The 26,508-nt window shown below is 57.5% G+C and carries 19 protein-coding genes and 1 pseudogene; 12 read left to right on the top strand and 8 right to left on the bottom strand.

Annotated elements, in window-relative coordinates:
- The first annotated feature begins 599 nt into the window (after nucleotides 1-599).
- From HPC62_RS12055 to HPC62_RS12045, 3 genes are all read left to right on the top strand, one after another.
- Nucleotides 600-2,534, top strand: a complete 1,935-nt coding sequence (locus HPC62_RS12055; RefSeq protein WP_172355981.1) for an iron uptake porin — start codon at nucleotides 600-602, stop codon at nucleotides 2,532-2,534.
- Between the two features lie 12 nt (nucleotides 2,535-2,546).
- Complete coding sequence (locus HPC62_RS12050; RefSeq protein ID WP_172355979.1) at nucleotides 2,547-8,042, top strand: AAA family ATPase; 5,496 nt, start codon at nucleotides 2,547-2,549, stop codon at nucleotides 8,040-8,042.
- A 194-nt stretch (nucleotides 8,043-8,236) separates the two neighbouring features.
- The gene (locus HPC62_RS12045) at nucleotides 8,237-8,818 is read left to right on the top strand and encodes a slr1658 superfamily regulator (RefSeq protein WP_172355977.1); all 582 of its coding nucleotides are present in this window, start codon (nucleotides 8,237-8,239) and stop codon (nucleotides 8,816-8,818) included.
- Nucleotides 8,819-8,844: 26 nt separating this feature from the next.
- On the opposite strand, the pseudogene HPC62_RS24170 reads toward HPC62_RS12045, so the two are convergent.
- The 6 genes and pseudogenes from HPC62_RS24170 to HPC62_RS12020 form a co-directional block, all read right to left on the bottom strand.
- Nucleotides 8,845-8,952, bottom strand: a pseudogene (locus HPC62_RS24170) (SPFH domain-containing protein); the annotation flags it as partial.
- Nucleotides 8,953-9,000: 48 nt separating this feature from the next.
- A complete protein-coding gene (locus tag HPC62_RS12040) occupies nucleotides 9,001-9,609 on the bottom strand; it encodes a hypothetical protein (protein WP_172355975.1) in 609 nt (202 codons plus the stop codon).
- Between the two features lie 446 nt (nucleotides 9,610-10,055).
- Nucleotides 10,056-10,778 carry a GTP cyclohydrolase I FolE gene (folE, locus tag HPC62_RS12035; protein WP_172355973.1) on the bottom strand — a complete coding sequence of 241 codons (723 nt, stop codon included), beginning with the start codon at nucleotides 10,776-10,778 and terminating at the stop codon, nucleotides 10,056-10,058.
- Nucleotides 10,779-10,927: 149 nt separating this feature from the next.
- Nucleotides 10,928-11,650: an SDR family oxidoreductase gene (locus HPC62_RS12030; protein ID WP_172355971.1), complete on the bottom strand. Its 723-nt coding sequence runs from the start codon at nucleotides 11,648-11,650 to the stop codon at nucleotides 10,928-10,930.
- Nucleotides 11,651-11,846: 196 nt separating this feature from the next.
- A complete protein-coding gene (locus HPC62_RS12025) occupies nucleotides 11,847-12,023 on the bottom strand; it encodes a hypothetical protein (protein WP_172355969.1) in 177 nt (58 codons plus the stop codon).
- A 272-nt stretch (nucleotides 12,024-12,295) separates the two neighbouring features.
- Entirely contained in the window at nucleotides 12,296-13,276 is a 981-nt protein-coding gene (locus HPC62_RS12020; RefSeq protein ID WP_172355967.1) for an acetyl-CoA carboxylase carboxyltransferase subunit alpha, read from the bottom strand.
- Between the two features lie 318 nt (nucleotides 13,277-13,594).
- Here HPC62_RS12020 and HPC62_RS12015 point away from each other — a divergent pair, with 318 nt between their 5' ends.
- The 4 genes from HPC62_RS12015 to HPC62_RS12000 all read left to right on the top strand — a co-directional run bounded on the left by HPC62_RS12015 (nucleotide 13,595) and on the right by HPC62_RS12000 (nucleotide 16,459).
- Nucleotides 13,595-13,852 (top strand): hypothetical protein, encoded by a 258-nt coding sequence (locus HPC62_RS12015; protein WP_172355965.1) that lies wholly within the window; start codon nucleotides 13,595-13,597, stop codon nucleotides 13,850-13,852.
- Nucleotides 13,853-14,145: 293 nt separating this feature from the next.
- Entirely contained in the window at nucleotides 14,146-14,325 is a 180-nt protein-coding gene (locus tag HPC62_RS12010) for a hypothetical protein (RefSeq protein WP_172355963.1), read from the top strand.
- A gap of 244 nt (nucleotides 14,326-14,569) precedes the next feature.
- A complete protein-coding gene (locus HPC62_RS12005; RefSeq protein ID WP_172355961.1) occupies nucleotides 14,570-14,917 on the top strand; it encodes a hypothetical protein in 348 nt (115 codons plus the stop codon).
- Nucleotides 14,918-15,067: 150 nt separating this feature from the next.
- A complete protein-coding gene (locus tag HPC62_RS12000; protein ID WP_172355958.1) occupies nucleotides 15,068-16,459 on the top strand; it encodes an MATE family efflux transporter in 1,392 nt (463 codons plus the stop codon).
- Between the two features lie 12 nt (nucleotides 16,460-16,471).
- On the opposite strand, the gene HPC62_RS11995 is transcribed toward HPC62_RS12000, so the two are convergent.
- On the bottom strand, nucleotides 16,472-17,074 hold the full coding sequence (locus HPC62_RS11995; RefSeq protein WP_172355956.1) for a L,D-transpeptidase family protein: 603 nt from the start codon (nucleotides 17,072-17,074) through the stop codon (nucleotides 16,472-16,474).
- A gap of 554 nt (nucleotides 17,075-17,628) precedes the next feature.
- Here HPC62_RS11995 and HPC62_RS11990 point away from each other — a divergent pair.
- From HPC62_RS11990 to gshA, 4 genes are all read left to right on the top strand, one after another.
- Complete coding sequence (locus HPC62_RS11990; RefSeq protein WP_172355954.1) at nucleotides 17,629-18,498, top strand: polyphosphate kinase 2 family protein; 870 nt, start codon at nucleotides 17,629-17,631, stop codon at nucleotides 18,496-18,498.
- 8 nt (nucleotides 18,499-18,506) lie between these two features.
- Complete coding sequence (gene polA, locus HPC62_RS11985) at nucleotides 18,507-21,413, top strand: DNA polymerase I (RefSeq protein ID WP_172355952.1); 2,907 nt, start codon at nucleotides 18,507-18,509, stop codon at nucleotides 21,411-21,413.
- Nucleotides 21,414-21,490: 77 nt separating this feature from the next.
- A complete protein-coding gene (locus HPC62_RS11980) occupies nucleotides 21,491-22,669 on the top strand; it encodes a glycoside hydrolase family 10 protein (protein WP_172355950.1) in 1,179 nt (392 codons plus the stop codon).
- Between the two features lie 114 nt (nucleotides 22,670-22,783).
- The gene (gshA, locus tag HPC62_RS11975; RefSeq protein ID WP_172355948.1) at nucleotides 22,784-23,974 is read left to right on the top strand and encodes a glutamate--cysteine ligase; all 1,191 of its coding nucleotides are present in this window, start codon (nucleotides 22,784-22,786) and stop codon (nucleotides 23,972-23,974) included.
- 91 nt (nucleotides 23,975-24,065) lie between these two features.
- On the opposite strand, the gene HPC62_RS11970 is transcribed toward gshA, so the two are convergent.
- Nucleotides 24,066-24,947 (bottom strand): ABC transporter ATP-binding protein, encoded by an 882-nt coding sequence (locus HPC62_RS11970; protein WP_172355945.1) that lies wholly within the window; start codon nucleotides 24,945-24,947, stop codon nucleotides 24,066-24,068.
- A 679-nt stretch (nucleotides 24,948-25,626) separates the two neighbouring features.
- Here HPC62_RS11970 and aroF point away from each other — a divergent pair.
- Nucleotides 25,627-26,487, top strand: coding sequence for a 3-deoxy-7-phosphoheptulonate synthase (gene aroF, locus HPC62_RS11965; RefSeq protein WP_172355943.1), 861 nt, complete (start codon nucleotides 25,627-25,629; stop codon nucleotides 26,485-26,487).
- The last annotated feature ends 21 nt before the right edge of the window (nucleotides 26,488-26,508 follow it).

The raw sequence follows: 26,508 nt of genomic DNA, 5'->3' as shown, positions 1-26,508 counted from the left end.
CGGCTAGTTTTTGACTCGAACTTACTATATAGTACTCGTAGATTATTCGCCTGCAATGCAAATTTGCGGTCGCGAGCGTGCATCTGTGGCAGATAAAGCGGGCAAATAAAGCGGGCAGATAAAGCGGGCAGATAGAGCGGGCAGATAGAGCGGGCAGATAGAGCGGGCAGATAGAGCGGGCAGATAGAGCGGGCAGATAGAGCGGGCAGATAGAGCGGGCAGATAGAGCGGGCAGATAGAGCGGGCAGATAGAGCGGGCAGATAGAGCGGGCAGATAGAGCGTTCTAGAAACGTTTCTAGAGGCTGCTATTGTGCAGGATGTGATTGTGCAGGATGTGATTGTGCAGGATGTGATTGTGGACAAGACTCTGACAGGAGTTCGACAAGACCGCGAACGCTGGTACGAACTTGAGTGGGAAAGTCAGACTATCCTTGTCTAGCCATTCTGAACGAGATTGTGAAGGCAGCGTTGAATGTGGATTTCAATGCTTCTCAAACCAGCTTTGTACAAAACTTTACACAAGCTTTTGAACGAAATTTGAACAAGCCCTTGCGGAAATCTTTGAATCTGATTTTGAAGCGTGTGAGGATTTGAAATCGTGGGTTTATATTCCGTTCCGTTCCAGATACAGCGGGCGATCGCCCGTCCTATTCCCCCCCTCAGCACACGCTTTAGCATTCGGCTGCGCCAGGGATGTTCGGCAATTCTGGGACTGTCGCTCGGCCTATTGGCGCTGGAGTTTCCTGCCCACTCGCAAGCCCTGGATGAATCTGCCCTAGACTACACCGCGTATCAAGCTGGATCTGTCGCCGAACCCGCCGCTCCATCCGCAGAGCTAGACGGGCTGGCGGTAGACCAGATGGCGCAGGTGACTTCGGTTTCGCAGCTTGCGGACGTGAATCTGGGCGACTGGGCCTATGAGGCGCTGGCCTATCTGGCCAATAACGAAGCCCAGGGCGGGCTGGACTGTCTGGAGGGCTACCCCAGCGGGCTGTATCGAGGCGGGCAGGCGATGACGCGCTACGAGTTTGCGGCGGGGCTGGCGGCCTGTCTGGACGCGGTGACGGGGCGGCTAGAGCAGCTTGACCCAGAGGCGATCGCCCGCATCGAAGCCCTCCAGCGCGAGTTTGCGCCAGAGCTGGCCACCCTGGGCGATCGCCTGGATGACCTAGAAGCCGCCGTTTCTGAACTAGAAGCCAACCAGTTTTCCACCACGCTGCGGTTTAACACGCTGGCCTCTTTTAACTTCAGCCACTCCTTTGCGGGTGGCGACATTTTGGCCGAAGGCATCACCGTGCCAGGTGTGAGTCCGGCAGCGCGGCGGCCGGCCCGCCAGTTTGACCTGCAAACGGGGCAGTTTGGCGACCCGGTGGTAGAAACCGTGCGAGATGACCCAGAAACGACCCTCAGCTATTCTGCCTACTTTGTCTTCACGGGGTCTTTTCAGCAGACCGATGAACTGACGATGATCCTGGCAATGGGCAACGGCGACCCGCCCGCCAGCGCCTTCAGTTCTGCTGGGTTTACTAGCAGCTTTGGCATCCCCTACGCCGATTCCAACCCCGTTACGCCGCTGTCGCCCAATTCCGTCGGGTTATTTGAGCTAAAGTACGCCTTTCCGCTGTTTAGCGAAGACTTTCGGCTGGTGGTGGGGCCGCGCATCCTGCCGTTTCGCCATTTCGACCAAAACCCGTTTACCAACATCGTTTTCGGCTCCAGCGGGCTAAATTTCTACCAAAGCACGCTGGCGGGCAACGGGCTATCGGGGGCGGGCGGCTTGTTTGAATGGACGCTCAGCCCCCAATGGCTGCTGCGGGCGGGCTACCTGGCCCGCAACGACCGATCGCAGCAAATTTTTGACGAACCCTTTATTTCCCCTGGCGGCGATGGCCCGGCCAACCCCCGCCGGGGCTTTTTCAACGGCAACAACAACATCCTGGCGGAGCTGACCTATTCCCCCAGCTTCAACGCCAACATTCGCCTGCTGTATAACCGCAGTCGGCTAGAAGCGCCACCGCCGTTTCCGGGTGTGCCCGAAGGGTTGGCGGTGTTTCCCTTTTTGCTGACTTCGCTGCGGGGCGCGGTAGATGACGGCTTTGGCGGCACGGTGGACGACATCATCGCCCATAACTTTGTGCTGAATTTTGACTGGGCCCTGTCGCCGGGGTTTGCGGTGTTTGGGCGCTATTCCTTTAGCACGTCGGAGATTGACCCGATCAATCCCCTGCGGGAGGGTGGCAATGTCGAAGTGCAGGCGTTTCAACTGGGCTTTGCCTTTCCCGACCTGGGCAAGCCGGGGGCGCTGGGCACGCTAGCGGCGACGATTCCGTTTGACGTGACGGATGGTGAGGAGTTTCTGGTAGGGGGCTATGGCGATGGCGGCACGCAGGTCGATGTGCTGGCCAGCTACTACTTTCCGCTGAATGACAATGTGGGGCTGGTGCCGATGTTTTTTGTGTCGTTTAACCCGAATAATTTCAGCGAAAATCCGCCGGTCTACAGTATCATCCTGAGAACCCAGTTTTTGTTTTAGCGCTTATCCGGCATGGTCGTAATTGCAGGCTATGAAGTGCTGACCCAACTCCACATGAGCAGTCGCTCGGTGGTCTATCGGGCTGAGCGCGAGTTGGATCGAGTGCCTGTGATTCTTAAAGCGACTCAGTCGGAATATCCCAGTCTAGAGGAGCTGGCGCGGTTTCGGCTAGAGCATGAAATCCTGAATCGGCTGTCGGCAGTGGACGGGATCAGCCGCGTCTATGGACTGGAGCCACATCAGAGCGGCGTGGTGCTGGTGCTGGAGGACTTTGGCGGCGAGTCGCTGCAACGGCTGCTGCTGAGGCGATCGCTCGATATGCCAGAGGCGCTGTCGGTGGCGATCGCCCTGGCGGAGATTCTGGGTCAGGTTCACGCCGCCAGCGTCATCCACAAAGACGTAAACCCTGCCAACGTGGTGTACGACGCAGACACGGGCCGCGTCGGGCTAATCGACTTTGGCAACGCCACCGTGCTATCGCGGGAAAACCCAACGCTGCAAACGCTGAACCGTCTGGAGGGCACGCTGGCCTACCTATCGCCAGAGCAGACCGGGCGGATGAATCGCTCGCTAGACTATCGTACTGATTTTTACTCGCTGGGGGCGACCCTGTATGAACTGCTGACGGGCAATCCGCCCTTTAGCACATCTGACCCAATGGAGCTAATCCATAGCCACCTGGCCAAACAGCCCGACCCACCCCACGAGGTCAACCCAGCCGTACCGTCTGTTCTTTCGCAGATCGTGTTAAAGCTGCTGTCCAAAAATGCTGAAGACCGCTACCAGAGCGCCTATGGGCTGAAGACCGATCTGGAGCGTTGTCTAGTAGACCTGCGGGCCACTGGAGCGATCGCCCCCTTTCCGCTGGGGCAAGACGACGCTTCCGGCCGCTTCCAGATTCCCCAAAAGCTCTACGGGCGAGAGCGAGAGGTGCAGCTTTTGCTCGATGGCTTTGAGCGGGTGGCAGCGGCCCAGGCAGCGACCGCAGGGTCAACAGCACGGGGGCAAGCGGATAGAGAACCGATTGGAGAACCGATGACCCCGTCCAAACTGCCAGCGCTACGGGCGGTGATGGCGGCCGCCGGACGCAGTGAGGTGATGCTGGTGGCGGGCTATTCGGGCATTGGCAAGTCGTCGCTGGTGCAGGAAATCTACAAACCCATCACGCGCCACAAGGGCTATTTCATCGCGGGCAAATACGACCAGTTTCAGCGAAATATTCCTTACTCGGCGCTGATTCAGGCGTTTCAGGAGCTAATACGGCAATTGTTGACCGAGAGCCAGACGCAAATCGACCGCTGGAAAGCGCTGCTGTCGAAGGCGCTTGGGCGCAACGGTCAGGTCGTGATCGAGGTGATTCCTGAAGTCGAGCTAATTATCGGCCCCCAGCCGGAGGTGCCGCTGCTGGCTCCCGATGCAACCCAGAATCGCTTTAACCTAGTGTTTCAGAATTTTATCCAGGTGTTTACCCAGGCAGAACACCCGCTGGTGATGTTCCTAGACGACCTGCAATGGGCGGATGTAGCCTCGCTAAAGTTAATTGAGCGCCTGCTGACTGCGCCCGACAGCCGCTACCTATTTTTGGTAGGAGCCTACCGCAGCAACGAAGTCAGCCCGGCCCATCCGCTGATGCTGACGCTGGAACAGATTCGGCAGGCGGGCGTGCGGGTCAACCAAATCGACCTGGCCCCGCTGAATGCGGACACTGTGCAGCAGATCGTGGCTGATACTTGCTGTGCCGAACCGCAGGCGATCGCCCCTTTGGCCAGCTACGTCATGCAGATTACGGAAGGCAACCCGTTTTTTCTGACGGAATTTCTCAAGTCGCTGTATACCGAAGGGCTACTCAACTATGATGCGTCGTCAGGAAACTGGCAGTGGGATCTGAGCCAAATTCGTGATACGGGGCTACCCGAAGATGTCGTCGAGCTAATGGCCGACAAGATCCAGAAGCTGGAACCCAACACCCAGCGGGTACTGCGGCTGGCGGCCTGCCTGGGCAACCAGTTCGACGTGCCCACGCTGGCGATCGCCGCCGACTTGCCCCAGAGCGCGGTGGCGGCCGACCTGTGGCAGAGCGTCGAGGAAGGACTGGTGATGCCGCTGGGTGAGGGCTATCCGTTTGCCAGCCTGGAGCAGAATGGGCAGGAGTTGTCTGGTGCAGAGGAGTGGCAGAGCGACCTGTCCCGAAACCGTGACCTGACCTTCCGGTTTCTGCACGACCGGGTGCAGCAGGCGGCCTACTCGCTGATTCCCGAAACCGAGCGCGAAACGATCCACTACCGCATTGGGCGATCGCTCCTCACCCACAGTTCCGCCGAACAGCAGGAAGATCATCTGTTCGACATTGTAAACCACCTGAACACGGGCGCGGGGTTGATCGCCCACGCCGTCGAGCGGCACGAACTGGCTCGGCTAAACCTGAAAGCAGGCACCAAGGCCAAAGAATCCAACGCCTACGACACGGCGCTGCGCTATCTGCGGTCGGGAGCCGACCTGCTCGATCAGCACAGTTGGCTCAATCAATACGAACTCACCCTGGCGCTCTACGAAGAAGCCGTCGAGGCCGCGTATCTGAAAGGCGATTTTGATCTGGTCAACCAGCTATCGGAGACAATCCTCTCAAACGCCCGCTCCGACCTGGACACCGTAAAGGCCTACCAGACGCAGATCTCTGCTTACTCTGCCCAAAACAACATGGACGCGGCGCTAGATATCTTTGTGACGGCGGCCAATCGACTGGGGCTGAAGATTCCCCGCCACCCCAGCCGCCTCCAGGTCGGGTTAGAGTTGATGCGGACGCGCTTTTTGGTCATCGGCAACCGCTCTTCCCGCGATCTGGAGGCACTGCCACCGATGACCGATCCGGTCAAAGAAGCGATCATGCGGCTCGTTGGTTCGCCGATCATCGCCGCCGCCAATGCCGCACCTTATCTGATTGCCGTAACGGCACTGCGCGTGATCAATCTGGTAGTCAAATACGGCAGTTCGCCCCAGACGGCAGTGCAAGGCGTGGCCTATGGCGTGATGCTGCGGGCGGGGCTGGGCGATATCGACCGAGCCTATGACTTTGGTCAACTCAGCCTGCGAGTCATAGAACGGCTCAATGCCCGCCAGTTCAAAACGATCGTCATTGTCGGATATGAAAGCTGTCTGCGCCACTGGAAAGAACCCCTGCGGCGATCGCTCCCCGAATTGCTCAACGCCTACGCCGAAGGACTGGAACTGGGCAACCAGGAGGCCGCCTCGCTGGCCGCCTCGGTCTACTGCTTTCACCAACTGCTGCTGGGCGAGCCGCTGTATGAGGTGGCCGAAGCCTTTCAGCAATACGAAACCCAACTCCTCAGCCTGGGACAGGAGCAGGTGGTCTACTCCATGCTGCCCTGGCATCAACTGGTACTGCACCTGCGCGGCCAGGGCATCGAGGGCGATTCTGGAACAGATCGCTACGCGAATCGCTTGGTCGGCAGCATCTACAACGAAGACGAAATGATTCCCCAGTTTATCGACAGGCAGCTGGGAGTTCCCCTATTCTACGGCTCCATTGCCAAGGTGATCTGGGCGTATCACATCGGCGACTATGCCACGGCGATCGAAACCGGAAAACAGGCTGTGGCATATCAAGAATCCTCCCCCATGACCTCGCTCTATGCCCTCTTATATTTCTATTGGCCGCTATCTTATCTGGCCCGCTACAACAACGTGTCGCCCAAGGTGCAGCGGCAATATCTGCGCCAAATCAATAAATTCCTGCGGATGACCCAGCGCTGGGCGACCTACTGCCCCGCCAACTATCTGCATCGCCACCTGCTGCTAGAAGCAGAGCGGCTGCGGGTGCTGGGGCGCACGGCCGAAGCCATTGATGCCTACGACAACGCAATCCAGGCCGCTAGGGACAACGACTTTATCAACGACCTAGCACTGGCGCAAGAACTGGCAGGTAAGTTTTATCTGGCACTGGGTAAGGAACGGCTAGCCCAGTCTTACCTGATGGATGCCCGCTATACTTACCTGCGCTGGGGGGCGACCTATAAAGTGGATGCCCTCAACACGCTCTACCCCCAGTTTTTGGAACAGCGGATGGAACCCTTGGCCAGAACTGAGCTAATGAACCAAACGGTGTCGCTGGGGTCAAGCAGTTCCACAGGCGGAACTCAGGGGCTAAACCTAGATCTAGATACGGTGATCAAGGCGGCGCAGGCGATTTCTGGAGAAATTGTGCTGGCGAACTTACTGGAGAAGCTGCTGAAGCTGGCCATCGAAAACGCGGGCGCACAGAAGGGCTGTTTGCTATTGCTTCAAGCAGACGGGCTGCGAATTGAGGCGGAGGGGATGCTTGAGGGCGAGGAGCAGGTGCAGGTCCAGTCGCGATCGCCCGACGAACAGACACTGCCCCTCTCGCTGATCCATTACGTACAGCGCACCCGCGAAGACGTAGTGCTGCGGGATGCCGCCGCAGAAGGACTTTTCACCACCGACCCGTACATCGTGCAGTCCCAATCGCGTTCGGTGCTGTGTTCGCCCATTTTGAATCAGGGCAACCTGATCGGGCTGCTGTATCTGGAAAACAACTTAGCCACCGATACCTTTACGCCAGAGCGAGTAACTGTGCTGAATATCCTCTCGTCCCAAGCGGCGATCGCCCTGGAAAATGCCCAGTTCTACCGCACGCTAGAGCAAAAGGTCGAGGAACGCACCGCCCAGCTTGCCCGCGCCAATGAGGAAATTACGCTGCTGAATCAGCAGTTGCAGTCAGAAAACCTGCGAATGGGCGCAGAACTGGCCATTACCCGCCAGATTCAGCAAATGGTTCTGCCCAAAGATCACGAGCTAGATCAAATCGAAGGATTGGAAATTGCCGGGTTTATGGAACCCGCTGATGAAGTTGGCGGCGACTATTATGACGTGCTGCACGATAACGGCGCGGTCAAGATTGGGATTGGCGATATCACAGGTCATGGATTAGAAAGCGGTATGTTGATGCTCATGGTGCAGACGGCAGTGCGAACGCTGCTCTCCACGCAGGAAACCGACTCGGTACGCTTTCTCAGCACGCTAAACCGCGTGATTTATGACAACGTGCAGCGCATGAACTGCGATCGCAGCCTGACGCTGGCCCTGCTGGACTATGAAGCGGGTCAACTGCGGCTCAGCGGACAGCACGAGGAAGTTCTGGTCGTGCGGGGCAACGGCGAGATCGAGTCGATTAACACCATGACGCTGGGCTTTCCGGTGGGTCTGGTAGAAGACATTTCCGACTTCATCACCCACACCCACATTCACTTGCAACCCGGTGATGGTGTGGTGCTATATACCGACGGCATCACCGAGGCCGCCAACGAAATTCACGAACTTTACGGCATCGAGCGGCTCTGTCAGGTGATTAGCCAGCACTGGCAGCGCTCTGCCGTTGAGATTCGGCAGGCGGTGATTGACGATGTGCGCCGCCACATCGGACAGCAAAAAGTGTTTGATGACATCACGCTTTTAATTGTGAAACAGCGTTAGGAGGGCGCTCGACGGTTCGCTGAGTCTCGCTTGCTTCTGGATCAAAATCGAAAAAGCCAATTAAAATTTTGTGCATTCATTCTGCGCCGTTCTGTTTATTTCTGTGCCTTTGATGCGCTTCTGATAACGTCGCCCATATTTTTGCCACTTGCGCCTCCTTGATCCGCCTCCCTGATCCGCCTCCAGCCGCCTGCATGAATCAAATCTTCGGAGAATTTGACGACGCTTTGCAGCCCAATCAGGAATATCTGATTTTGGGCTTTTCGCCCAGCGCCAAATCGATTCGCCAGCGCTGGCGAAACAACGGGCTGTCTGCCAATTTTCTGGCGGATTATATGGTGACGTTTTTTCCCGCCGACGAGCGCGACCCCAAAACGCTGAGCCGCCGCACCGAAATGCAGGATGCGGTTCGATACATTGCCAACGAGCTGCTGGAAAATGCAATGAAGTTTCACGACGAGGCCTCTCGCCAGCCAATCACCATTAAGTTGCAACTCCATCCCGATTGCCTGGTGTTTTGGGTAACCAATAGCGTCAGGTCAGAGGCGATCGCCCCCTTTCAACGCTTTATCCAGGACATCCTCGCTGCTCAACCCCTAGAACGCTACCTCCAGCAGCTTGAGCAAAATGCCCTCAACGACGAACACACCGCCTCCGGTATTGGTCTGCTGACGATGATGGTGGATTATGGGGCGATCGTGGGCTGGAAATTTACGCAGCTTGAGCAAACGCCCCCCGTGATGACCGTGACGACGCGGGTGCAGGTGCCGATTTAGAGCCGGTTTCACGGTCTTGGTCTGTGCTGACGACGCAGCATAACCTGAGCGATTTCGGGCACATGGGCAAGATAAGATAAGCGGCTTCCGATCCCCTCAACTCCAGCCACTTGCAGGCGGGCTTGCATCTCTTTAGCGCTGTTTTCAAAATTGTTTAACAATTGCCTGCGCTTTTGGTATCCCTATCGAAGATCGGGTAGAAATTCTGGAAGAGTAGACTTGCTGCCTTTGTCCCGCAGGGTTCCCTCCAGAGCGACGATTGCTCGTCGGGGCGATCGCCTCAGAGACAGCTTCATCTCGCCGCGCTGCGGGCGCATCGCCCCACCCTCCTCCCTCACCGCCCAATCGGCCAGGCAAAGCCCCAGCGCCAGCAGCACCCCGCCAACCCCCACCACAAACACGCCCAGCGAAAGCTGAATCAGCCAGTTCGCCTGCACCAGCGTCCGCAAGGCCAACAGCAGCGTGCTAGATACCAGCAGCAGCAGCGATCCGTGGGAGACTAGCAGGCTCACGGCGACCATTTGGTGGTGTCGCTTGAGACGGCGATTGCTCCGCCGCAGCGCCAGCAGCGACCGATAAGACACTCTGTCCCACGACTGTTCCAACCGCCAGGGGCGCTCGCCCAGTCCCTTCAGTTCACCTCGCAGCACCTCTGCCCCTGCCCCCCGCAGCAGACTGTCCAGCCACACCCAGCGCAGCATCAACCCCAGCCACACCACCGCCCCCACCGCCACCATCAGCACACTGTTCAAAATCAGTTGGATCAGTTGGGTTGTTTGCTCAATGCTCATGGGCTTGTCGGGAATTGAGGATTGCTGGGAACTGGGGGAATAGGAGTGCGGAGTTGGAGGGATTTATGATTTTGGATTTGGGCACCTCGAAAAATTCAGATCCTCTTGAGAATGGCTACAAGAAAGCGAGGGTTTCAGGCTCCTAAAATTCTCAATAAGGCAATTAATCGAGGTGCCCATTTGCAATTTTGGATTTGCGATTTTGGATTGCCAGTCGAGCATTGCGGGCTTTTAGATGAGGCTTCAGCAATGTCATTTCTAGCGCCACTTGCCACTGTGTATTCGTAGTAAAACTCGGTAGTAAAAAAGTAAAGTCGGCTTCTGCCCAAGCAAAAACCGACTGTGGCAAGAAGTTGGTTAGTTCAATAGTACTATCCAGCTTCGAGTTATGCAACTGTTTTAGCCCCAGAATCAAGCCCTACGTGCCGAATTCTAGCGCCTGGATTCTAGAAAAAGGCAGGCTGATGGCGGATCAGACTAAGGAACTCTTCTCGCGTGCGCTGATCTTCCTGGAATACACCCAGCATGGCGCTGGTCACCGTCCAGGAACCGGGTTTTTGCACCCCGCGCATCACCATACACATATGAGTCGCTTCCATGACCACCGCCACGCCCTGGGGTTCCAAAATCGTTTGCACTGCTTCGGCAATCTGGCGAGTTAGACGTTCTTGCACCTGGAGGCGGCGAGAATACATTTCCACAATGCGGGCCAGCTTGCTCAGCCCCACCACTTTCTGATTGGGGATGTAGGCGACATGAACCCGACCCATGAAGGGCAGCATGTGGTGTTCGCACAGGCTAAAGGCGTTGATATCGCGCACCAGCACCATTTCGTTATGCCCTTCATCAAAAATTGCGCCGTTCACCAGTTCTTCGAGCGACTGATTATAGCCACTGGTGAGAAAGCGCATGGCTTCGGCGACTCGCTTGGGGGTCTTGAGCAAACCTTCCCGCTCCGGGTCTTCGCCCACGCCCAGCAGCATGGTTCGCACTGCGTCGATCATGTCCTCTTGCGACACTTCGGTATGCTCTTGGGAATAGGAGGTCGTGCGATCAGGACGCACCTCCAGCGTTAGCGTTTCGCCCTGCTTCGGTGTATCAATCTTGGCGGGTGAGGAGTTGGCTCCATTAGATCCGTTCGTAAATCCGTTAGAAGAAGCAATCGTCATAGGTCTTGGGATGAACTCTCCAAAGAAAACAATCAAACTGTTGAGGGAATCAGCCAGTGCCGAACGACTTGTTCAGCAATCTCTCTGTAAAGCAGTCCTGGTAAAGCAGTCCCGGTGAAACCGTGCTGCTTGGGGACTGGTTCGGATCTTCACAAGGCTCCCGCACTGGGAACCAGCGTGATTTCTTCAATCACTGCACCAGGGGGGAGCAGGGCAGTATGCACAATCGACTGGGCAACCACGTCGGCAGTGAGCATACGAGAGCGATCGAAGTCGGCTTGCACCGTGTCGGTGTCCCAAATTGGCGTGTTGACCGATCCGGGCGAAAAGGTGACGACGCGAATCCCGTGGGAGCGCTCCTCGGCTGCCAGGGTTTTGGATAGGGCAATTAGCCCCGCCTTGCTGACGTTGTAGGCTCCCCATCCGGGAAAAGCGTGATAGCCCGCGATGGAGGCGATGTTGATAATCACACCCTGGCCACGATCGCGCATTCCTGGCAATACGGCCTGGATGCACTGAAAGACGCTGGTGAGGTTGAGATTGATCACCCGCTGCCAGTCGGGGAGGGGAGTCGTCAGCAAGTCTCCGGTGTAGCCGATTCCGGCGTTGTTCACCAGAATGTCGATAGGGCTGGCTGTGGCGATCGCCCCTATTTTTTCAGCGACCTGATCCAAAGCTTCCAGATCGATGGGATATGTGTCTGCCGCTACGCCCAGTTTGCGAGCCGCTGCGGCGACTGATTCCAGGGAGTCGGCAGAACGGGAAACCAGGGCCAGGTTTACCCCCGCTTTAGCAAAGGCGATCGCCGTGGCTGCGCCAATGCCCCGACTGGCTCCGGTGATCAGGGCGCGGGTAGGAAGAGCGTGAGACATGAGTAAAATCCTGAACTGATGAACCAGCGTGAAAGGAATAGAAAAAAACAATGGTTAAGCCAGCCTGTAGCCAAAACTTAAAATCGCAGGTGGGTAGCGAACTGGGAGAAACTCCAGTTCCAAGCAGCGGTATGAAGCGATTGATGAAAAGAACGATTGGTTAAAAACAGTTGGGTTAGCGGGTGAGTTAAAAAAGTTAGAAAATTGGATTGCTAGCGTCAAAGAGTCCTGAGTCTAAGTCTGGCGTGGGCTTTTGATCGGGCGACATCTGGCTAATCCGTGCCATCAGGCATTGCAGTGAGGCGATCGCACGGCGAGTGTCCAGAAGCCAGACCAAATCCATCAGCAATGGCTCTATCCAAATCAAATCCAAGCCTCAATGCCTAATAATTAGCATGACCGAAACAGGGCCCCATTAACGAGTATTAAGCGCTACACACCAGGATTGGCTCCAAAATTTTAAAAAATGTTACGGACTCGATTTTAACACTCATAAACCAGACTCGACCAACTTCCTCTGCTACGCTATCTGATTTTGTCAAAGGGAGTAGTGGGCAAATCCGTCCGGTCGCCGAGCTCAAGTCCCATTTAGAAATCTAGGGGCTGGGCCTATCAGTTCAGCCACCCCAACTCCTTTCGCGTCGCTCAAGCCGACATCTCCTGAAAGATTCCAATCTTGCGAAACTTTTGGTAGCGCAGGTCACGCCGCTGGGCGTTGGTGAGGCTATCAAGCTGGGCCAGGTTTTCTAGGATGGCGGCCTTGAGGGTGGCGGCGGCCTGGAGCGGATTGGCGTGGGCCCCGCCCAGCGGCTCCGGCAAGATTTGATCTAGAATGCCAAGCTGTTTCAAATCTTGGGCGGTAATCCGTAGCGCCTCGGCCGCCTGGGGCGACTTGGCTGCGTCTTTCCACAGGATGGCGGCGCAGGCTTCGGGGCTGGCGACTGTGTAGACCGAATGCTCAAACATCATCAGGCGATCGCCCACGCCAATGCCCAGCGCCCCGCCCGAACCGCCCTCGCCGATGACAGTGCAGAGGATCGGCACGTCCAGTCGAAACATTTCGCGCAGGTTGTAAGCGATCGCCTCCCCCTGGCCCAGCCGCTCTGCCTCCAGCCCCGCATAGGCCCCCGGCGTGTCGATAAACGTCAGAATGGGCATTCCAAATCGATTGGCGTGGTTCATCAGCCGCATCGCCTTGCGATAGCCCCCCGGCGAGGCCATGCCAAAATTTCGCGCCACGTTGTCTTTTGTGTCGCGCCCCTTTTGATGCCCCAGCAGCACCACGGGTCGTCCGTCCAGCCGCCCAATGCCGCCCACCAGCGCCCGATCGTCTGTCCCCGTCAGGCGATCGCCATGCAGTTCGATCCATTCATCGGTCATGGACTGAATGTAGTCCAGCGTGCTGGGTCGGCGAGGATGCCGCGCTACTTGGAGCCGCTGCGCCGGGGTCAGGTTTTGAAAAATCTCCTGCCGGAGCTGATCGGCCCGCTCCTCTAGCTTTTGAATCTGATCGGACACGTCTACCTCACTTTCCTCTGCCAGGTCACGGATTTGCTTGATACGCTCCTCCAGATCGACCAGGGGTTTTTCAAAATCCAGCAGCAGGCGACGTTCCGATGTGGGCATGGCTCAGGGTTAGAGGTTGAAAACTAGCTTGGGGTTGAGAACTGGGCTGATCACCCAAGGGTTCATTTTAGCAATCCGTCGTTCCCTACAATTGCTCCAACGGCTGCGCCAGGGGATTTCAGACATCAAAACTATTGAGCTTTCCTGAGTTGGCCCCAGGAAAAAATTGATGGTTCTGCGGGTTGTTCCACGCCGTCCCCCCAGACCTGATTCCCGTTCACCCAATCGGGTGAGCCAGGTAGGTGAGGTAAGGATTGGGGCGATCGCCCTACGATAGGCACGACACTTCTGACAGCTTGGCTAGAGGAGGCAAAGCAGATGCTCAAACACAGCGGCGTTCGTACCATTCCAAATATCCGAGTCGTTGTGGTTGCTTTTGTCGCCCGCCAGGCCCAACGTCTCCAGACTAAGGTTCAGATTATTCAGATTTTGCGGCAGTTGCTCAGCCCCCCACGCGGAATGCAGCCGGGGTTGCTGATGCGACGAAGCGGCCGCTGGGGCGCAGCAAGCTTTTCCAAAGCCCTTTTCAAAGCCTCTGGGCTGAAGGGCGCGGAGGAGTTTGCCCATTGCGGATAGCCCGCGGATAGCCCGTGAATAGTCCGTGCAACGGTTCAGCATTTTGTTTGCGATCGCTGGGCCCTGCGTCCCCTCAGGCGACTTCAAGATTTAGCTAGGTCTAGAGGCTTCTCTGACCTGCATTTGCTTCCGGTTTTAGACACGGTTTGACGCTTCATCCGTCGTGCCCGCAGGTTGGTTCATGGGCGGGCGGTTGAGGAATCGGCGTTGGGGCAGTTGCTAGAACAGTTGTCGGAACGGTTATTGGAACGCTTGTCGGAACGGTTACTGGAATAGTTGTTGAAACGGGCAAGGTGGGTTTGGTTTGCCAAAAGCGGGCGATCGCCCTGGCCCGTACCTCAATGTTCGCCTCCGTTCAAACTCTGGTTGATGCCTTTATCGACCGCATCGCGGTTGCCTCTGGTGCTTCACTGGTCGAGCCTTGCCACCGTAGCGTGAGCCAGGTTTCGCAGCACACGCGGTGCCCGCAATAGGTTCCTGATACGCTCTACAACTCCGCAGCGCGATCGCCCTAGTGGTGTTTGCCAAGGCTCCAACCCGCTGATTTTGCCTCCTCTGAGGGTGCAGATCAGCATTTCCCTCGACGGATGGCGATGGTTTGACCCGGTTTGAGGTTTGACCCGATTTAACTACAGCGACGGGCAGGCAAGCTGGCTTTTGCTGCACCGTGCCCAAAGTCGCCTCTTCATCTCACCATTCACCCCTGGAGTCTTTCTCATGAATACGATTCATAAACCCGGCGACCTAGAGCCGAAGCCGGGTTCTGCAACCAGTCTGGCAATTGACGGCAGTTGTTCCCGCAGATCTCGCTGGGCAAGGCTCTGGGACAGCTTGCTTGACCACCTGCTGAGCTATGCGGGCGACCCTGGCGAACCGCGTGTTTGGTTCGAGCGCGATCGCAATGGGGAAAGCTGGTGGTGTGCCCATGACCCAGTGACGGGCGATCGCGTCCGCTGTCACACGGGTACAGAACTCCGCGCCTGGTTGGAATCTCGGTACAATCGCCCCTCTAGCCGCTCGACTCACACCGCCCGCAGTATCGTGCCACCGATTCATCGCTGGTAGTGGGAGTGATGGAGCGAGAGATGGGAAAAACGAAAAACGAAAAACGAAACCTCTTCCCTCTTCTCTCTTCCCTCTTCTCTCTTCTCTCTTCCCTCTTCCCTCTTCCAACACCCCAATCCCCAACCCCTGACCCCTGAATCTCTAAAACCTATGAAACCCTGGCTTACGAAAAACACGATTTCAGCCGAATCGCGGGAGTTATTTTGGCTGGCGCTGCCGCTGGCGGGGGCGCAACTGTCGCAGTCGGCAACGGGCTTTGTCGATACGGTGATGATGGGTCGGCTGGGCAGCGAGTCGCTGGCGGCGGGCGGATTGTGTGCGACCTATTTTGTGGCGCTGCTGCTGCTGGGCGGGGCAGTCGTGGCGGCGGTCAGCCCGCTGGCGGCGGAGGCCTACGGGGCGAACAATCCGCAGCGGGTCGGCGCGGTGAATCGGCAGGGCCTCTGGCTGGCGCTGCTGCTGAGTTTTCCTATAGCAGTGCTGATCTGGCACGGCGACGCGGTGCTGAGCCGCACGGGGCAATCGGCAGAGATGCTGGATCTGGGGCGGCCCTACTTGCGGGCGATCGCCCTCGGCTATCTCCCCGGTGTGGGTTTTGCCGCGCTGAAAAGCACCGTGTCGGCCCTGTCGCGCCCCCGGCCGATCATCCTGATTATGCTGGGCGGAATGCTGATCAACATGACGCTGAACTATGCACTGACGCTGGGCAAATTTGGGCTACCGCAGTTGGGGCTGGCGGGCATCGGCTGGGCCAGCACAATTTCGCTGTGGAGCATGTTTGGGGCGATCGCCCTCTACATCCTGCGGCAATCGTCGCTGCGTCCCTACGCCCTCCTGAGCCATCTGCATCGGTTTGACCCCAAGCTGTTTCGAGAACTGGTGCGAATTGGGCTACCCATCGGCATTCTGGCTGCCATCGAGGTGGGCCTGTTCACCGTCACCACATTTCTGATCGGGCAACTGGGAACCGTGCCGCTGGCGGCCCACCAGGTAGCGCTGCAAACGGCCGCCGTCACGTTCACCATTCCGCTAGGGATTTCCTTTGCCACGACCGTCCTCGTGGGTCAACGCCTGGGCCAGCGCCAGTTTCCCCTGGCCAAGCTGGCGGGATACCTGGGCATTGGCATGGGCAGTCTGTTTATGGCCATCATGGCGCTGATTTTCTGGCTGATGCCGGAAACCATCGTGTCGCTTTATATCGACGTGCGCGACCCGGCCAACAGGGAAGTGGTAGAACTTGCCAAAAAGCTGCTCTGGGTGGCAGCGATGTTCCAACTGGTAGACGGCATCCAGGTCACGGCGACGGGCGCACTGCGGGGACTGAAGGATACGCAAGTTCCCATGCTGATTGGGCTGCTTGCCTACTGGGGCGTAGGGCTGACCAGCGGCTACTGGCTGGGTATTCATGCGGGACTGGGGGCGGTCGGTCTGTGGTGGGGGCTGGCCCTGGGGCTGACCGTCGCGGCGATCATCCTGCCCTGGCGATTTAGCCGCGCCAATCCGCTCAAGCTAGAGGAGGGTCTGGCGAGTTCAGGCTCCTGAGGCGATGGCGGATTATGGCTCTACGCGCACGGGCGTTCCCACTTCCACCAGGGCATAGAGCGCCAGCACGTCTTCGTTTCGCAGCCGGACGCAGCCGTTGGATGCCGCCTGTCCGATGGAGGAAACCGTCGGCGTGCCGTGGAAGCCGATCACGCCGTTGGGCAGTTCTGCAAAGCCAATCCAGCGTAAGCCCAGGGCGCTGTCTGCTCCTGGCTGGCGAATTTCCCCCGTCCAGGGATTTTGCCAGGTCGGGTCTTCGATCATTTCAAATATGGTGAACTCGCCCGTTGGCGTGGGCGTGCTGGGCTTGCCGACGGCGACGGGAAAGCTGCCCAACATGGTGTCGTACTGGTAAGCAAACACGCGCCGCTGGCTGATGCTGAGGACAAGATGGGTTGCTTTGGTGCGGGGTGCGGGCGTAAACTGCTCTACATCCCATAGCGGCGGTAGCTCCGGCAGCGTCGTGTTGTAATAAATCGGCAGGGGAGCAGCGGCAGGAATCGCTTGACTGGAGGTCGGGCCGCTGGTGGAAACGGGATAGGCTTCCGCGGCGGGTTGGCTGGCGGCAGGAGAGGAAAGGAGGGCGATCGCCCCTAGCACCAGCGCACTTGCCATCCCTCTACACCCTCGCGATCTGATCCACCGCGGGCTATTCCGTCCAGATCGCCAGTCTGGTTGATTCCAATGCATAACACGCTCCTCATTCCACACGTTCAAACTATCCTGCCCAGGAATTCGTAAAAGATTTCGTTGCTACGCCGCTGGACAGGAATCCTGGCACAGGATTTCTGTCCAGGATTTCTGTACATGATTATGGTCAAGAATCAGCGATGCTGCCAAGAGCAGGGGGGCTGCCAAAAGCAGGGGTTCGGCGGTCAAGAGTATATCGATTTTGGGTTTTGGATTTTGGATTGCTAGTCAACTGTCTATGGGGACTCCAGTCATTTCATGCGTGGCGCTGCTCAGGAACATTGATATTACAGATCAGGCGATTTTGGATCAAGAATGCAACAAAGCTGTAAGCCTTCAGGTCAAACGGGGGCGCTGCCTGTATAATTTCAAGACTCGTCAGGCTTGAGGCGTTTAAGGCGGGTAAGTGGAGAATTGCAAGGGCGATCGCCCGCAGTTCGCGCTAGTTTTTTAATTTTTTTAGCTGGTTTCTATAGGCTATGAATCACGATCCCTTTCTCGTCAAACCCGGTTCAAAAGTTTCTTTAAAAAAAGACTATGACCCTGGCTACACTGGCGACTATACCGACAAAGCCGCAGCGCAGGAAAAGCTGAAAAAAGGCGTAGAGCGGCTGGCAAAATATCAGGATGTCCTCTACGCCCAAAATATCTATGCGCTGCTGCTGATCTTTCAAGCGATGGATGCGGCGGGCAAAGACAGCACAATCAAACACGTCATGTCGGGTGTCAATCCCCAGGGTTGCCAGGTCTACAGCTTTAAAGCGCCGTCGGATGAGGAACTCGACCATGACTACTTGTGGCGATCGTTCAAGGCGCTGCCAGAGCGGGGAAGAATCGGCATCTTCAACCGATCGCACTATGAAGAAGTGCTGGTGGTGCGGGTGCATCCCGAAATTTTGCAAAAGCAGCAGTTGCCCAAATCGGCGCTGACGAAAAATATTTGGAAGCAGCGGTTTGAGGAGATTAATAACTTTGAAAAATATCTGGTGAACAACGGCATTGTTGTCCTCAAGTTTTTCCTAAATGTGTCCAAAGAAGAGCAGAAAAAGCGATTTCTGGAACGCATCGAGCGGCCAGAAAAGAACTGGAAATTTTCCGCTGCGGATGTGAAGGAGCGGGGGCTTTGGAACGACTATATGCGGGCCTATGAGGAGATGTTTTCCCACACCAGCACCGAACATGCGCCCTGGTACATTATTCCTGCGGATCACAAGTGGTTTACGCGGCTGGCGGTGGCGGAGATTATTGGCGATCGCCTCTCACAACTCGATCTGCACTACCCCGTGCCCACAGACGTTCACATGAAAGATCTGCTAGAAGCTAAAAAGATTCTCGACGCAGAAGAGTAACCCACCCCATGCCCACGCTCCTCCTGGTTGACGGCCACTCCCTCGCCTTCCGCTCTTACTACGCCCACGCCAAAAACCGCGACGGCGGGCTGCGAACCAAAACGGGCATCCCCACCAGCGTTTCCTTCGGGTTTATGAAGGCGCTGCTGGACACGATGGAGCAGGAAAAGCCGGACTATGTGGCGATCGCCTTTGACCCCGGTGAGCCGACCTATCGCCACGAAGCCGACCAGACCTACAAAGAAGGACGGCCCGACGCGCCAGAAGATTTTCTGCCCGATTTGTCCAACTTGCAGGAACTCTTGCAGGCGCTGAAACTGCCCGTGATCGCGGTTCCAGGCTACGAAGCCGACGACGTAATCGGCACCCTCAGCCGCAAGGCAGTGGCCGACGGCTTTCGGGTGAAGGTGCTGACGGGCGATCGCGACCTGTTTCAGCTCATCGACGACGAGCAGTTGACCGTCCTCTATCTCAGCACCACTTTCGGCAAAGGCACGCCGCCGCCCCGCGAGTTCGGCCCGCAGCAGGTGAAAGACAAAATGGGCATCACGCCGCAGCAGGTAGTGGATTACAAAGCCCTCTGCGGCGACGCTTCTGACAACATTCCTGGGGTCAAGGGCATCGGCGACAAAACCGCCGTTTCTCTGCTGACCGACTTTGGCTCCCTCGCAGAAATCTATAGCCACCTCGACGACCCCCGCATCAAAAGCGCCGTCCGCAAAAAGCTAGAAGAGGGCCGCGATGCTGCCCTGCATTCGCAATACCTAGCGCAAATTCACCTAGACGTGCCCCTTGCCCTCCGCCCAGAAGACTGCAAGCTGCAAGCCTTCGACGATGCCGAAGTCGTCCCGCTCCTAGAAAAACTCGAATTCCGCTCCTTCCTTAACCGTTTGCAAAAGCTTCACAGCCAGTTTTCTGGCGATGGCGCGACCGAGCAGCCGAGTGCCCCAAGCGCCGCCCCAGCGCTCCAGCGCTCCAGCACCCCAGCCCCCTCCGAAGACGACGATCTCTGGTTCTTTAGCGCCGAAGACACTGCCACCTTCCAGGGCTACGCCACCACGCCCGTCCAGCCGCAAATCATCGACACGCCCGACAAGCTGAGGGCCCTGGTGAACACGCTGCAAGCCTGCACTGACCCCGCCGCGCCCGTCGCCTGGGACACGGAAACGACCGCCCTGGAACCCCGCGATGCCATGCTGGTGGGAATTGGCTGCTGCTGGGGGCCGGGCGAGGCAGACTTGGCCTACATTCCCACCGGGCACGCCCAGGGAACAAACTTGGACGCGGCAATAGTGCTGGAGACGCTGCGCCCGATTTTGGAGAGTGCGGACTATCCCAAAGCCCTGCAAAATGCCAAGTTCGATCGGCTGGTTCTGCGCTGTCAGGGCATTCACCTGGCGGGTGTGGTGTTTGACACGATGCTGGCCAGCTACGTGCTGAACCCCGAAGGCAGCCATAATCTAACCGATCTGGGGCGCAAGTATCTGAACCTAAACGCCCAGAGCTACGACGATCTGGTGCCCAAGGGCAAAATCATTGCGGAGGTGTCCATTCCCAAGGTCGCCAATTACTGCGGCACGGATGTTTACTCTGTGTTTCACCTCGTCCCCAAGCTGCGGGCAGAACTGGCGCAAATTCCTCGGCAGACGGAACTGCTGGAAACGGTGGAGCAGCCGCTCGAACCCGTGCTGGCGGAGATGGAATACACAGGCGTTCGCATCGACCAAGACTATCTCAACGCGTTTTCCAAAGCCCTGGAGCAAGACCTGAAGCGGATCGAGGAGCAGGCCTACGAAGCAGCGGGGCAAACCTTTAAACTGGGGTCGCCTAAGCAACTGAGCGTGCTGCTGTTTGACACGCTGGGGCTGGACAAGCGCAAGTCCAAAAAGCGGGCCACAGGCTACTCTACGGATGCGTCTACGCTGGAAAAGCTCCAGGGCGACCATCCGGTGGTGGATTTAATCCAAGAACATCGCACCCTGTCGAAGCTGAAATCGACCTACGTAGACGCGCTGCCTAGCTTGGTGCGCCCTGATACGCAGCGGGTGCATACCGACTTCAACCAGACGATTACGGCGACGGGACGGCTGTCGTCGTCGAATCCTAACTTGCAGAACATTCCGGTGCGGACGGAGTTTAGCCGCCAGATTCGCAAGGCGTTTATTCCGGCAGAGGGCTGGCTGCTGGTGGCGGCGGATTACTCCCAAATTGAACTCCGCATCCTGGCGCACCTGAGCGAAGAACCAATCTTGATTGAAACCTATCAGAACAACGAAGATGTCCATGCGCTGACGGCGCGGCTGCTGTTTGAAAAGGACAAGGTGACCCCCGACGAGCGGCGCATGGCCAAGACGATTAATTTTGGCGTGATCTATGGCATGGGGGCACAGCGGTTTGCGCGAGAGTCGGGCTTTAGCCAGGCCCAGGCAAAGACGTTTATCGAGCGCTTTTATGAGCGCTATCCGCGCGTGTTTCGCTATTTGCAACAGATGCAGCAAGAGGCGATCGCCCGTGGGTATGTGGAAACCATCCTCGGTCGCCGCCGCTATTTCAACTTTGGCAGCGAGAGCCTGAAGGCATTGCGAGGACAAAACCCCAGCGAGATCGACATCAATAAAATTCGCCTGCGCGACCAATACGATGCCCAACTGCTTCGCGCCGCCGCCAACGCGCCGATCCAGGGGTCTAGCGCCGATATCATCAAGCTCGCCATGATCCGACTGCACAAGCTGCTGACGGGTCGCCAGGCCAACCTGCTGCTGCAAGTGCATGATGAACTGGTGTTTGAAGTGCATCCCGACGAGTGGGAGGACTTGCAGCCGCAAATCCGTGCTGCGATGGAGTCTGCCGTTGACCTGAAAGTGCCGCTCAAGGTGGAAATGCACGCGGGGCAAAACTGGATGGACGCAAAGTAAACCTGCGGTAGGATTCTGCAAGATTTTCCAATTCACCCACCCCATCTACGACTCAAAGACTCGAAGAGACAGCACCTATGGGCAACGGCTGGAAACACTGGCAACGGGGATATCGAGCAGCTTTGGCAGGGGCGATCGCCCTTTTGGGAATCACCACCTCCGCCCAGGCAAACCCCACCAGCCATCTCAGACCCGTCGAACTGCGCGGGGTTTGGCTCACCAATATCGACAGCGAGGTGCTGTTTTCCAGCCGCAACCTCGTCGTGGGGCTGCGTCGCCTGTCTCGCCTGCATTTCAACACGGTTTATCCCACCGTCTGGAACGGCGGCTACACCCTCTACCCCAGCCCCACTGCCCAAGCAACCTTCGGCGTTGCCCTCGATCCCTATCCCGGCTTGCAGGGGCGCGACATGCTGGGCGAGGTCGTCGTCGAAGGTCGCCGTCTGGGCATGGCGGTGATTCCCTGGTTTGAGTTTGGGCTGATGGCTCCGGCGGGGTCTGAACTGGCGGATCAGCATCCCGACTGGCTGACCCAGCGGCAGGACGGCACGCAGGTCTGGATGCAGGGCAACGAACCCCGCGTCTGGCTCAACGCAGCCCATCCTGGCGTGCAGGACTTTATGGTGAATCTGCTGGCGGAAGTAGTAGAGCGCTATCGGGTAGACGGCATCCAGCTAGATGACCACTTTGGGATGCCCGTGGAAATGGGCTATGACCCCTACACCGTGGCGCTCTATCGGGCAGAACACAACGGCGCAGATCCGCCCGCCGACCCCGAAGACCCCGCCTGGGTGCGCTGGCGAGCCAACCACATCACTCGCCTGTTTCGCCGCATCGTGGCCGAGGTGAAGGCGCGAAACCCCGACGCGATTATTTCCCTATCGCCCAATCCCCGTGAGTTTGCCTACGAGCGCTACTTGCAAGACTGGGGAACCTGGGAGCGGCGCGGCCTGGTCGATGAGCTAATCGTGCAGGTCTATCGCAATGACATGGGGCGCTTCGAGATGGAGCTAGACCGACCAGATGTGCAAGTGGCGCGGGAGTATCTGCCTGTCAGTATTGGCATTTTGGCGGGGCTGAGGGGGCGCATCACGCCGATTCGCCTGATTCAGCGGCAGGTGAGGGAAACGCGCGATCGCCACTATGCTGGGGTGGCCTTTTTCTTTTATGAAACTCTGGGCGATCGCGACCAAGAGTTTCAGCGCCTCTTTCCCTTTCCCGCCAGTCGCCCCATCCCGCCAGATTTGGGGTTTTGAAGATTGGCAGCAGTATGGTCTAGTCCGAAAACTCTGGGCCGACTCTCCAACCCCGAACCCCAAACCCCTAAACTGAGGAAAGTACGCAAGAACATTACGCTGGGAGCAGACCCAATGCTGTCGAAGGGCTTTGAAATCGAGATGTACACAGGCACGCCCGATGGCGACATTGTGGGGTTCTCCGACAAGATTGTGGCTGCCCTGGACGGGTTTGTGCGAGAGCCAGACACGCGCAACGTGGAATACACCACCCCGCCACTCTGCCGATATGAGCGGCTGCTGTGCGAATTGGTGCGCCCCCGTCTGCGGCTGCGGTCGTTTCTGAAGCGGCTGGGCAATTACACCCTGATTCCGGGCAGCACCCTGGCCCTGGGCGGCAGCGACCAGTTTCACCGCTCCGATCCGGGCAACCCCTATCACAGCTTTATTGAGCGCACCTACGGCACGACGGTTGTGACGGCCAGCGTTCATATCAACGTGGGGATTGCTGATCCAGAGGTGCTGATGCGGGCCTGCCGCCTGATCCGCGCCGAGGCCCCGCTGTTTTTGGCGCTGAGTGCCGCTTCGCCGTTTCTAGACGGTCAGCCGACGGGCAATCATTCCAGCCGCTGGCGCGTATTTCCCAAAACGCCCCGCGAAGTGCCCCTGTTTGAAAGCCACGCCCACTACATCCGCTGGACGGATGAACAGCTCAAGCTGGGCACTATGCAAAACGTGCGCCACCTGTGGAGTTCGGTGCGCCCCAATGGCGATCGCCGTCCCTATTGCCTTAACCGACTGGAACTCCGCATCTGCGATCTAGTGAGCGACCCGGTGGCGCTGCTGGCGATCTGCGCCCTGCTAGAAGCCCGGATCATGCAAGTGATGGAAAACCCCGACCTCGACCCACTGGTGCAAAGCGACCTGCCCAGCGTGACGCGGGCGACAGATTTAGTCGCGTTGATCGATGCCAATGAAGACGCTGCCGCGCAAAACAGTCTGGAGGCGGAATTGCGCCACTGGCAAGACGGTCGGATGCTGCGGGCACAGGACTGGGTGAACCTGCTGCTCGAAGAAACGCTGCCCACGGCCAAGCAGCACGGCTTTGCTTGCTTCCTCCAGCCGATCCACAAGATTTTGCGGGAGGGCAACGAGGCCCAGCGCTGGCTGCGGCTGATTGACCAGGGCTGGGATGCCCGCCAGGTGGTGAAACAAGCCATCCGCGACACTGAATCTATAGAAATGGCCTTGGCGGAGGATCTGTGTGAACCGGGCGTGGATCTCAGCGTGCCAGACGATGAGCCGTGTCTGGCGCTGGTTCCCTAATGGTTTGAGGAATGGCTTGAGTAAGGGCTTGTTTGAGAAGAGGTTTGAGGAATGCCTTGAGGAATGCTTTGAGGAATAGTCTGAGTCGAAGCTAGTCCAAATTGCGTCCGGTCAGTTCCACAAAAATATCTTCCAAATTGGACGGACGCACCATCATCCCGGCTTTGTGGGGCTGTGCTTCAAAGAATGCCTGGGCCTCGCTCATCGTAGGGAAGAACTTGTAATCCCAGCGATCGCCCGCTTGCTTCATCACCAGCCCTTCCCCATGCTGGCGGCGCAGTTCCTCCAGCGTACCCAGGGCAATCAGCTTGCCGCCGTCCAAAATGCCAATGTGGTTTGGCACGGCGTAGCTGCCAAAGCTAGAGCCACAGAGGTATTCCACCTCTTCCATATAGTGCGTCGTCAGCAAAATCGTCATGCCCTGCTGGTTCAGCCCCTTGATGATTTCCCAAAGGCGGCGGCGGGTTTGCGGATCGAGTCCGACGGTCGGCTCGTCCAAAAACAAAATGCGCGGCTCGTGCAGCAGGGCGCGGGCGATTTGCAAACGGCGCTTCATGCCGCCGGAGAGGGTTTTCACCAGGTCATTGCGGCGATCGCTCAGTTCCACATACTCCAGCCAGCGGTCAATTTCGCGCTGGCGGCGGGGATTGGGAATATGGTGCATCCGCCCATGAAATTCCATGTTTTCCCACACAGTCAGATCCACATCCACGCTCATCTGTTGCAGCACCACACCGATTTGCTGCTTCACCAGCACGGGCTGCCGCGCCACGTCGTAACCTGCCACTTCAATGCGCCCGCTCGTCATCTGCGTCAGCGTAGTCAACATGCGAATCGTGGTGGACTTGCCTGCGCCGTTGGGCCCCAATAGCCCAAAGATTTCCCCCGGCTGAATCGAAAAAGACAGGTCGTTGACGACGGGCGTATTGCCATAGACCTTAGTGACGTGTTGAAGGGCGATCGCCGCTGTCATAGTTCAGGGTTGGACGTTGAAGATTGGAGGTTGAGCAAGAAACACGATGCGCGTCAGCGTTTCTTTACATAAGGTAACATCCCTAGCAGCCTTAAATCCTGGCTATAAAACCCTGACAATTTGGCAAAATTTCTCAGGCTGGGGGTTGACGAGGTTTTGCAAACTTCGTTACAGTTAGCAGTAAATTGAAATGAGTTCAACTTGCAAGCAATTCGTTTTCAGGGATTTTGTGCTGAGCAACCTGCTCATGCAGCTATCAGGCTTTGTTATGTCGATTCAAGTCCGCTACTTTTACTTTTGGTATGGCAAGGTTCACCTGGGGTGAGTCCAGCTTGACCTGGAACCTTGGGTGAACCGCAGAGCGCAACCTCTGCGGTTTTTGCGTTTTAAGCGGTCTTTCTTAAGCAGCCAGTATCCATTGCATCCCCAACTTACATTCAAACCCATGAGCCATATGTCCCGCTACTTTTACTTTTACTTTTTTTGGACCAGGGAATGCCCCGGGTAAGTTGGTCATGCGCGATTGTGCAACCCGGGGCCTCTAGAGGTTCCGGGTTTTTGTTTTGGACTTTAGATTTTGGGGTTTGGATTTTGGATTTTAGGTTTTGGATTTTGGTTCGCTCCCGTTTACGGTCTAGTTCTCTTCTCATCCTTTACGTTCAACCAGGAGATTCTTCCCATGCAAAAAGCAAAGCTGACCCTCAAGACCGAACCCAGCCACAGTAGCATTATTCAGATTTCCGAACGGGTTTCGGCGGGCGGGTCAGAACTGCTCCTCATCGGCGGGCCCTGCTCCGTCGAAAGCCGCGCCCAGATGGATGCCGTTGCCAGTCGCCTTTCGGTGGCGGGTGTGCAGGCGCTGCGGGGCGGGGTCTACAAGCCGCGCACCTCGCCCTACGATTTCCAGGGCATGGGGCGCGAGGGGCTAGAAATTTTGGCGGCGGTGCGCGATCGCACGGGAATGCCCGTCGTTACCGAAGTCATGGCCGTTTCCCAAATCGAAGAAATCGCCGCCTACGCTGATGTGCTGCAAATCGGCAGCCGCAATATGCAAAACTTCGACCTGCTGAAGGCGCTGGGCCACGTCGATAAGCCAATCCTGCTGAAGCGGGGGCTAGCTGCCACCATTGAGGAATTCGTTATGGCCGCAGAGTACATCCTGGCGCACGGCAATCCAAACGTGATGCTGTGCGAACGGGGCATCCGCAGCTTCGACACCTATACGCGCAACGTGCTAGATCTGGGCGCAGTTGTGGCGCTGAAGCAAATCACCCACTTGCCCGTGATCGTAGACCCCAGCCATGCTGCCGGAAAGCGCGAACTGGTGCCGAATCTCACTTTGGCGGCGATCGCCGCTGGAGCCGACGGGCTGATCATCGAGTGCCACCCAGACCCCGAAAAATCTGTCTCCGATGCGCGGCAGGCCCTCTCGCTAGACGACATGGTGGCGATTGTGGAAAAGGTGAGGGCGATCGCCCCCATCGTCGGCCGCACCCTTCCCCCCGTTCAAGAGCCGCTGCCGCAAGTTGTCGTTGCGTAGTCAGAAAAAGAGCGAAGAACG

The organism is Thermoleptolyngbya sichuanensis A183 (assembly GCF_013177315.1).
Classification (GTDB): domain Bacteria; phylum Cyanobacteriota; class Cyanobacteriia; order Elainellales; family Elainellaceae; genus Thermoleptolyngbya; species Thermoleptolyngbya sichuanensis.
The sequence above is the reverse complement of the archived record's forward strand: the minus strand, read 5'-3'. Positions and strand labels throughout refer to the sequence as shown.

Bases quoted from the DNA above. Each gene is read 5' to 3' on its own strand.
- HPC62_RS12045 (WP_172355977.1), top strand. From the start codon at position 8,237: ATGAATCAAATCTTCGGAGAATTTGACGACGCTTTGCAGCCCAATCAG.
- folE (WP_172355973.1), bottom strand. From the start codon at position 10,778: ATGACGATTGCTTCTTCTAACGGATTTACGAACGGATCTAATGGAGCC.
- HPC62_RS12000 (WP_172355958.1), top strand. From the start codon at position 15,068: ATGAAACCCTGGCTTACGAAAAACACGATTTCAGCCGAATCGCGGGAG.
- HPC62_RS12015 (WP_172355965.1), top strand. From the start codon at position 13,595: ATGCTCAAACACAGCGGCGTTCGTACCATTCCAAATATCCGAGTCGTT.
- HPC62_RS12020 (WP_172355967.1), bottom strand. From the start codon at position 13,276: ATGCCCACATCGGAACGTCGCCTGCTGCTGGATTTTGAAAAACCCCTG.
- HPC62_RS11980 (WP_172355950.1), top strand. From the start codon at position 21,491: ATGGGCAACGGCTGGAAACACTGGCAACGGGGATATCGAGCAGCTTTG.
- HPC62_RS11970 (WP_172355945.1), bottom strand. From the start codon at position 24,947: ATGACAGCGGCGATCGCCCTTCAACACGTCACTAAGGTCTATGGCAAT.
- polA (WP_172355952.1), top strand. From the start codon at position 18,507: ATGCCCACGCTCCTCCTGGTTGACGGCCACTCCCTCGCCTTCCGCTCT.
- gshA (WP_172355948.1), top strand. From the start codon at position 22,784: ATGCTGTCGAAGGGCTTTGAAATCGAGATGTACACAGGCACGCCCGAT.
- HPC62_RS12005 (WP_172355961.1), top strand. From the start codon at position 14,570: ATGAATACGATTCATAAACCCGGCGACCTAGAGCCGAAGCCGGGTTCT.
- aroF (WP_172355943.1), top strand. From the start codon at position 25,627: ATGCAAAAAGCAAAGCTGACCCTCAAGACCGAACCCAGCCACAGTAGC.
- HPC62_RS12030 (WP_172355971.1), bottom strand. From the start codon at position 11,650: ATGTCTCACGCTCTTCCTACCCGCGCCCTGATCACCGGAGCCAGTCGG.
- HPC62_RS12040 (WP_172355975.1), bottom strand. From the start codon at position 9,609: ATGAGCATTGAGCAAACAACCCAACTGATCCAACTGATTTTGAACAGT.
- HPC62_RS11995 (WP_172355956.1), bottom strand. From the start codon at position 17,074: ATGGCAAGTGCGCTGGTGCTAGGGGCGATCGCCCTCCTTTCCTCTCCT.
- HPC62_RS11990 (WP_172355954.1), top strand. From the start codon at position 17,629: ATGAATCACGATCCCTTTCTCGTCAAACCCGGTTCAAAAGTTTCTTTA.
- HPC62_RS12050 (WP_172355979.1), top strand. From the start codon at position 2,547: ATGGTCGTAATTGCAGGCTATGAAGTGCTGACCCAACTCCACATGAGC.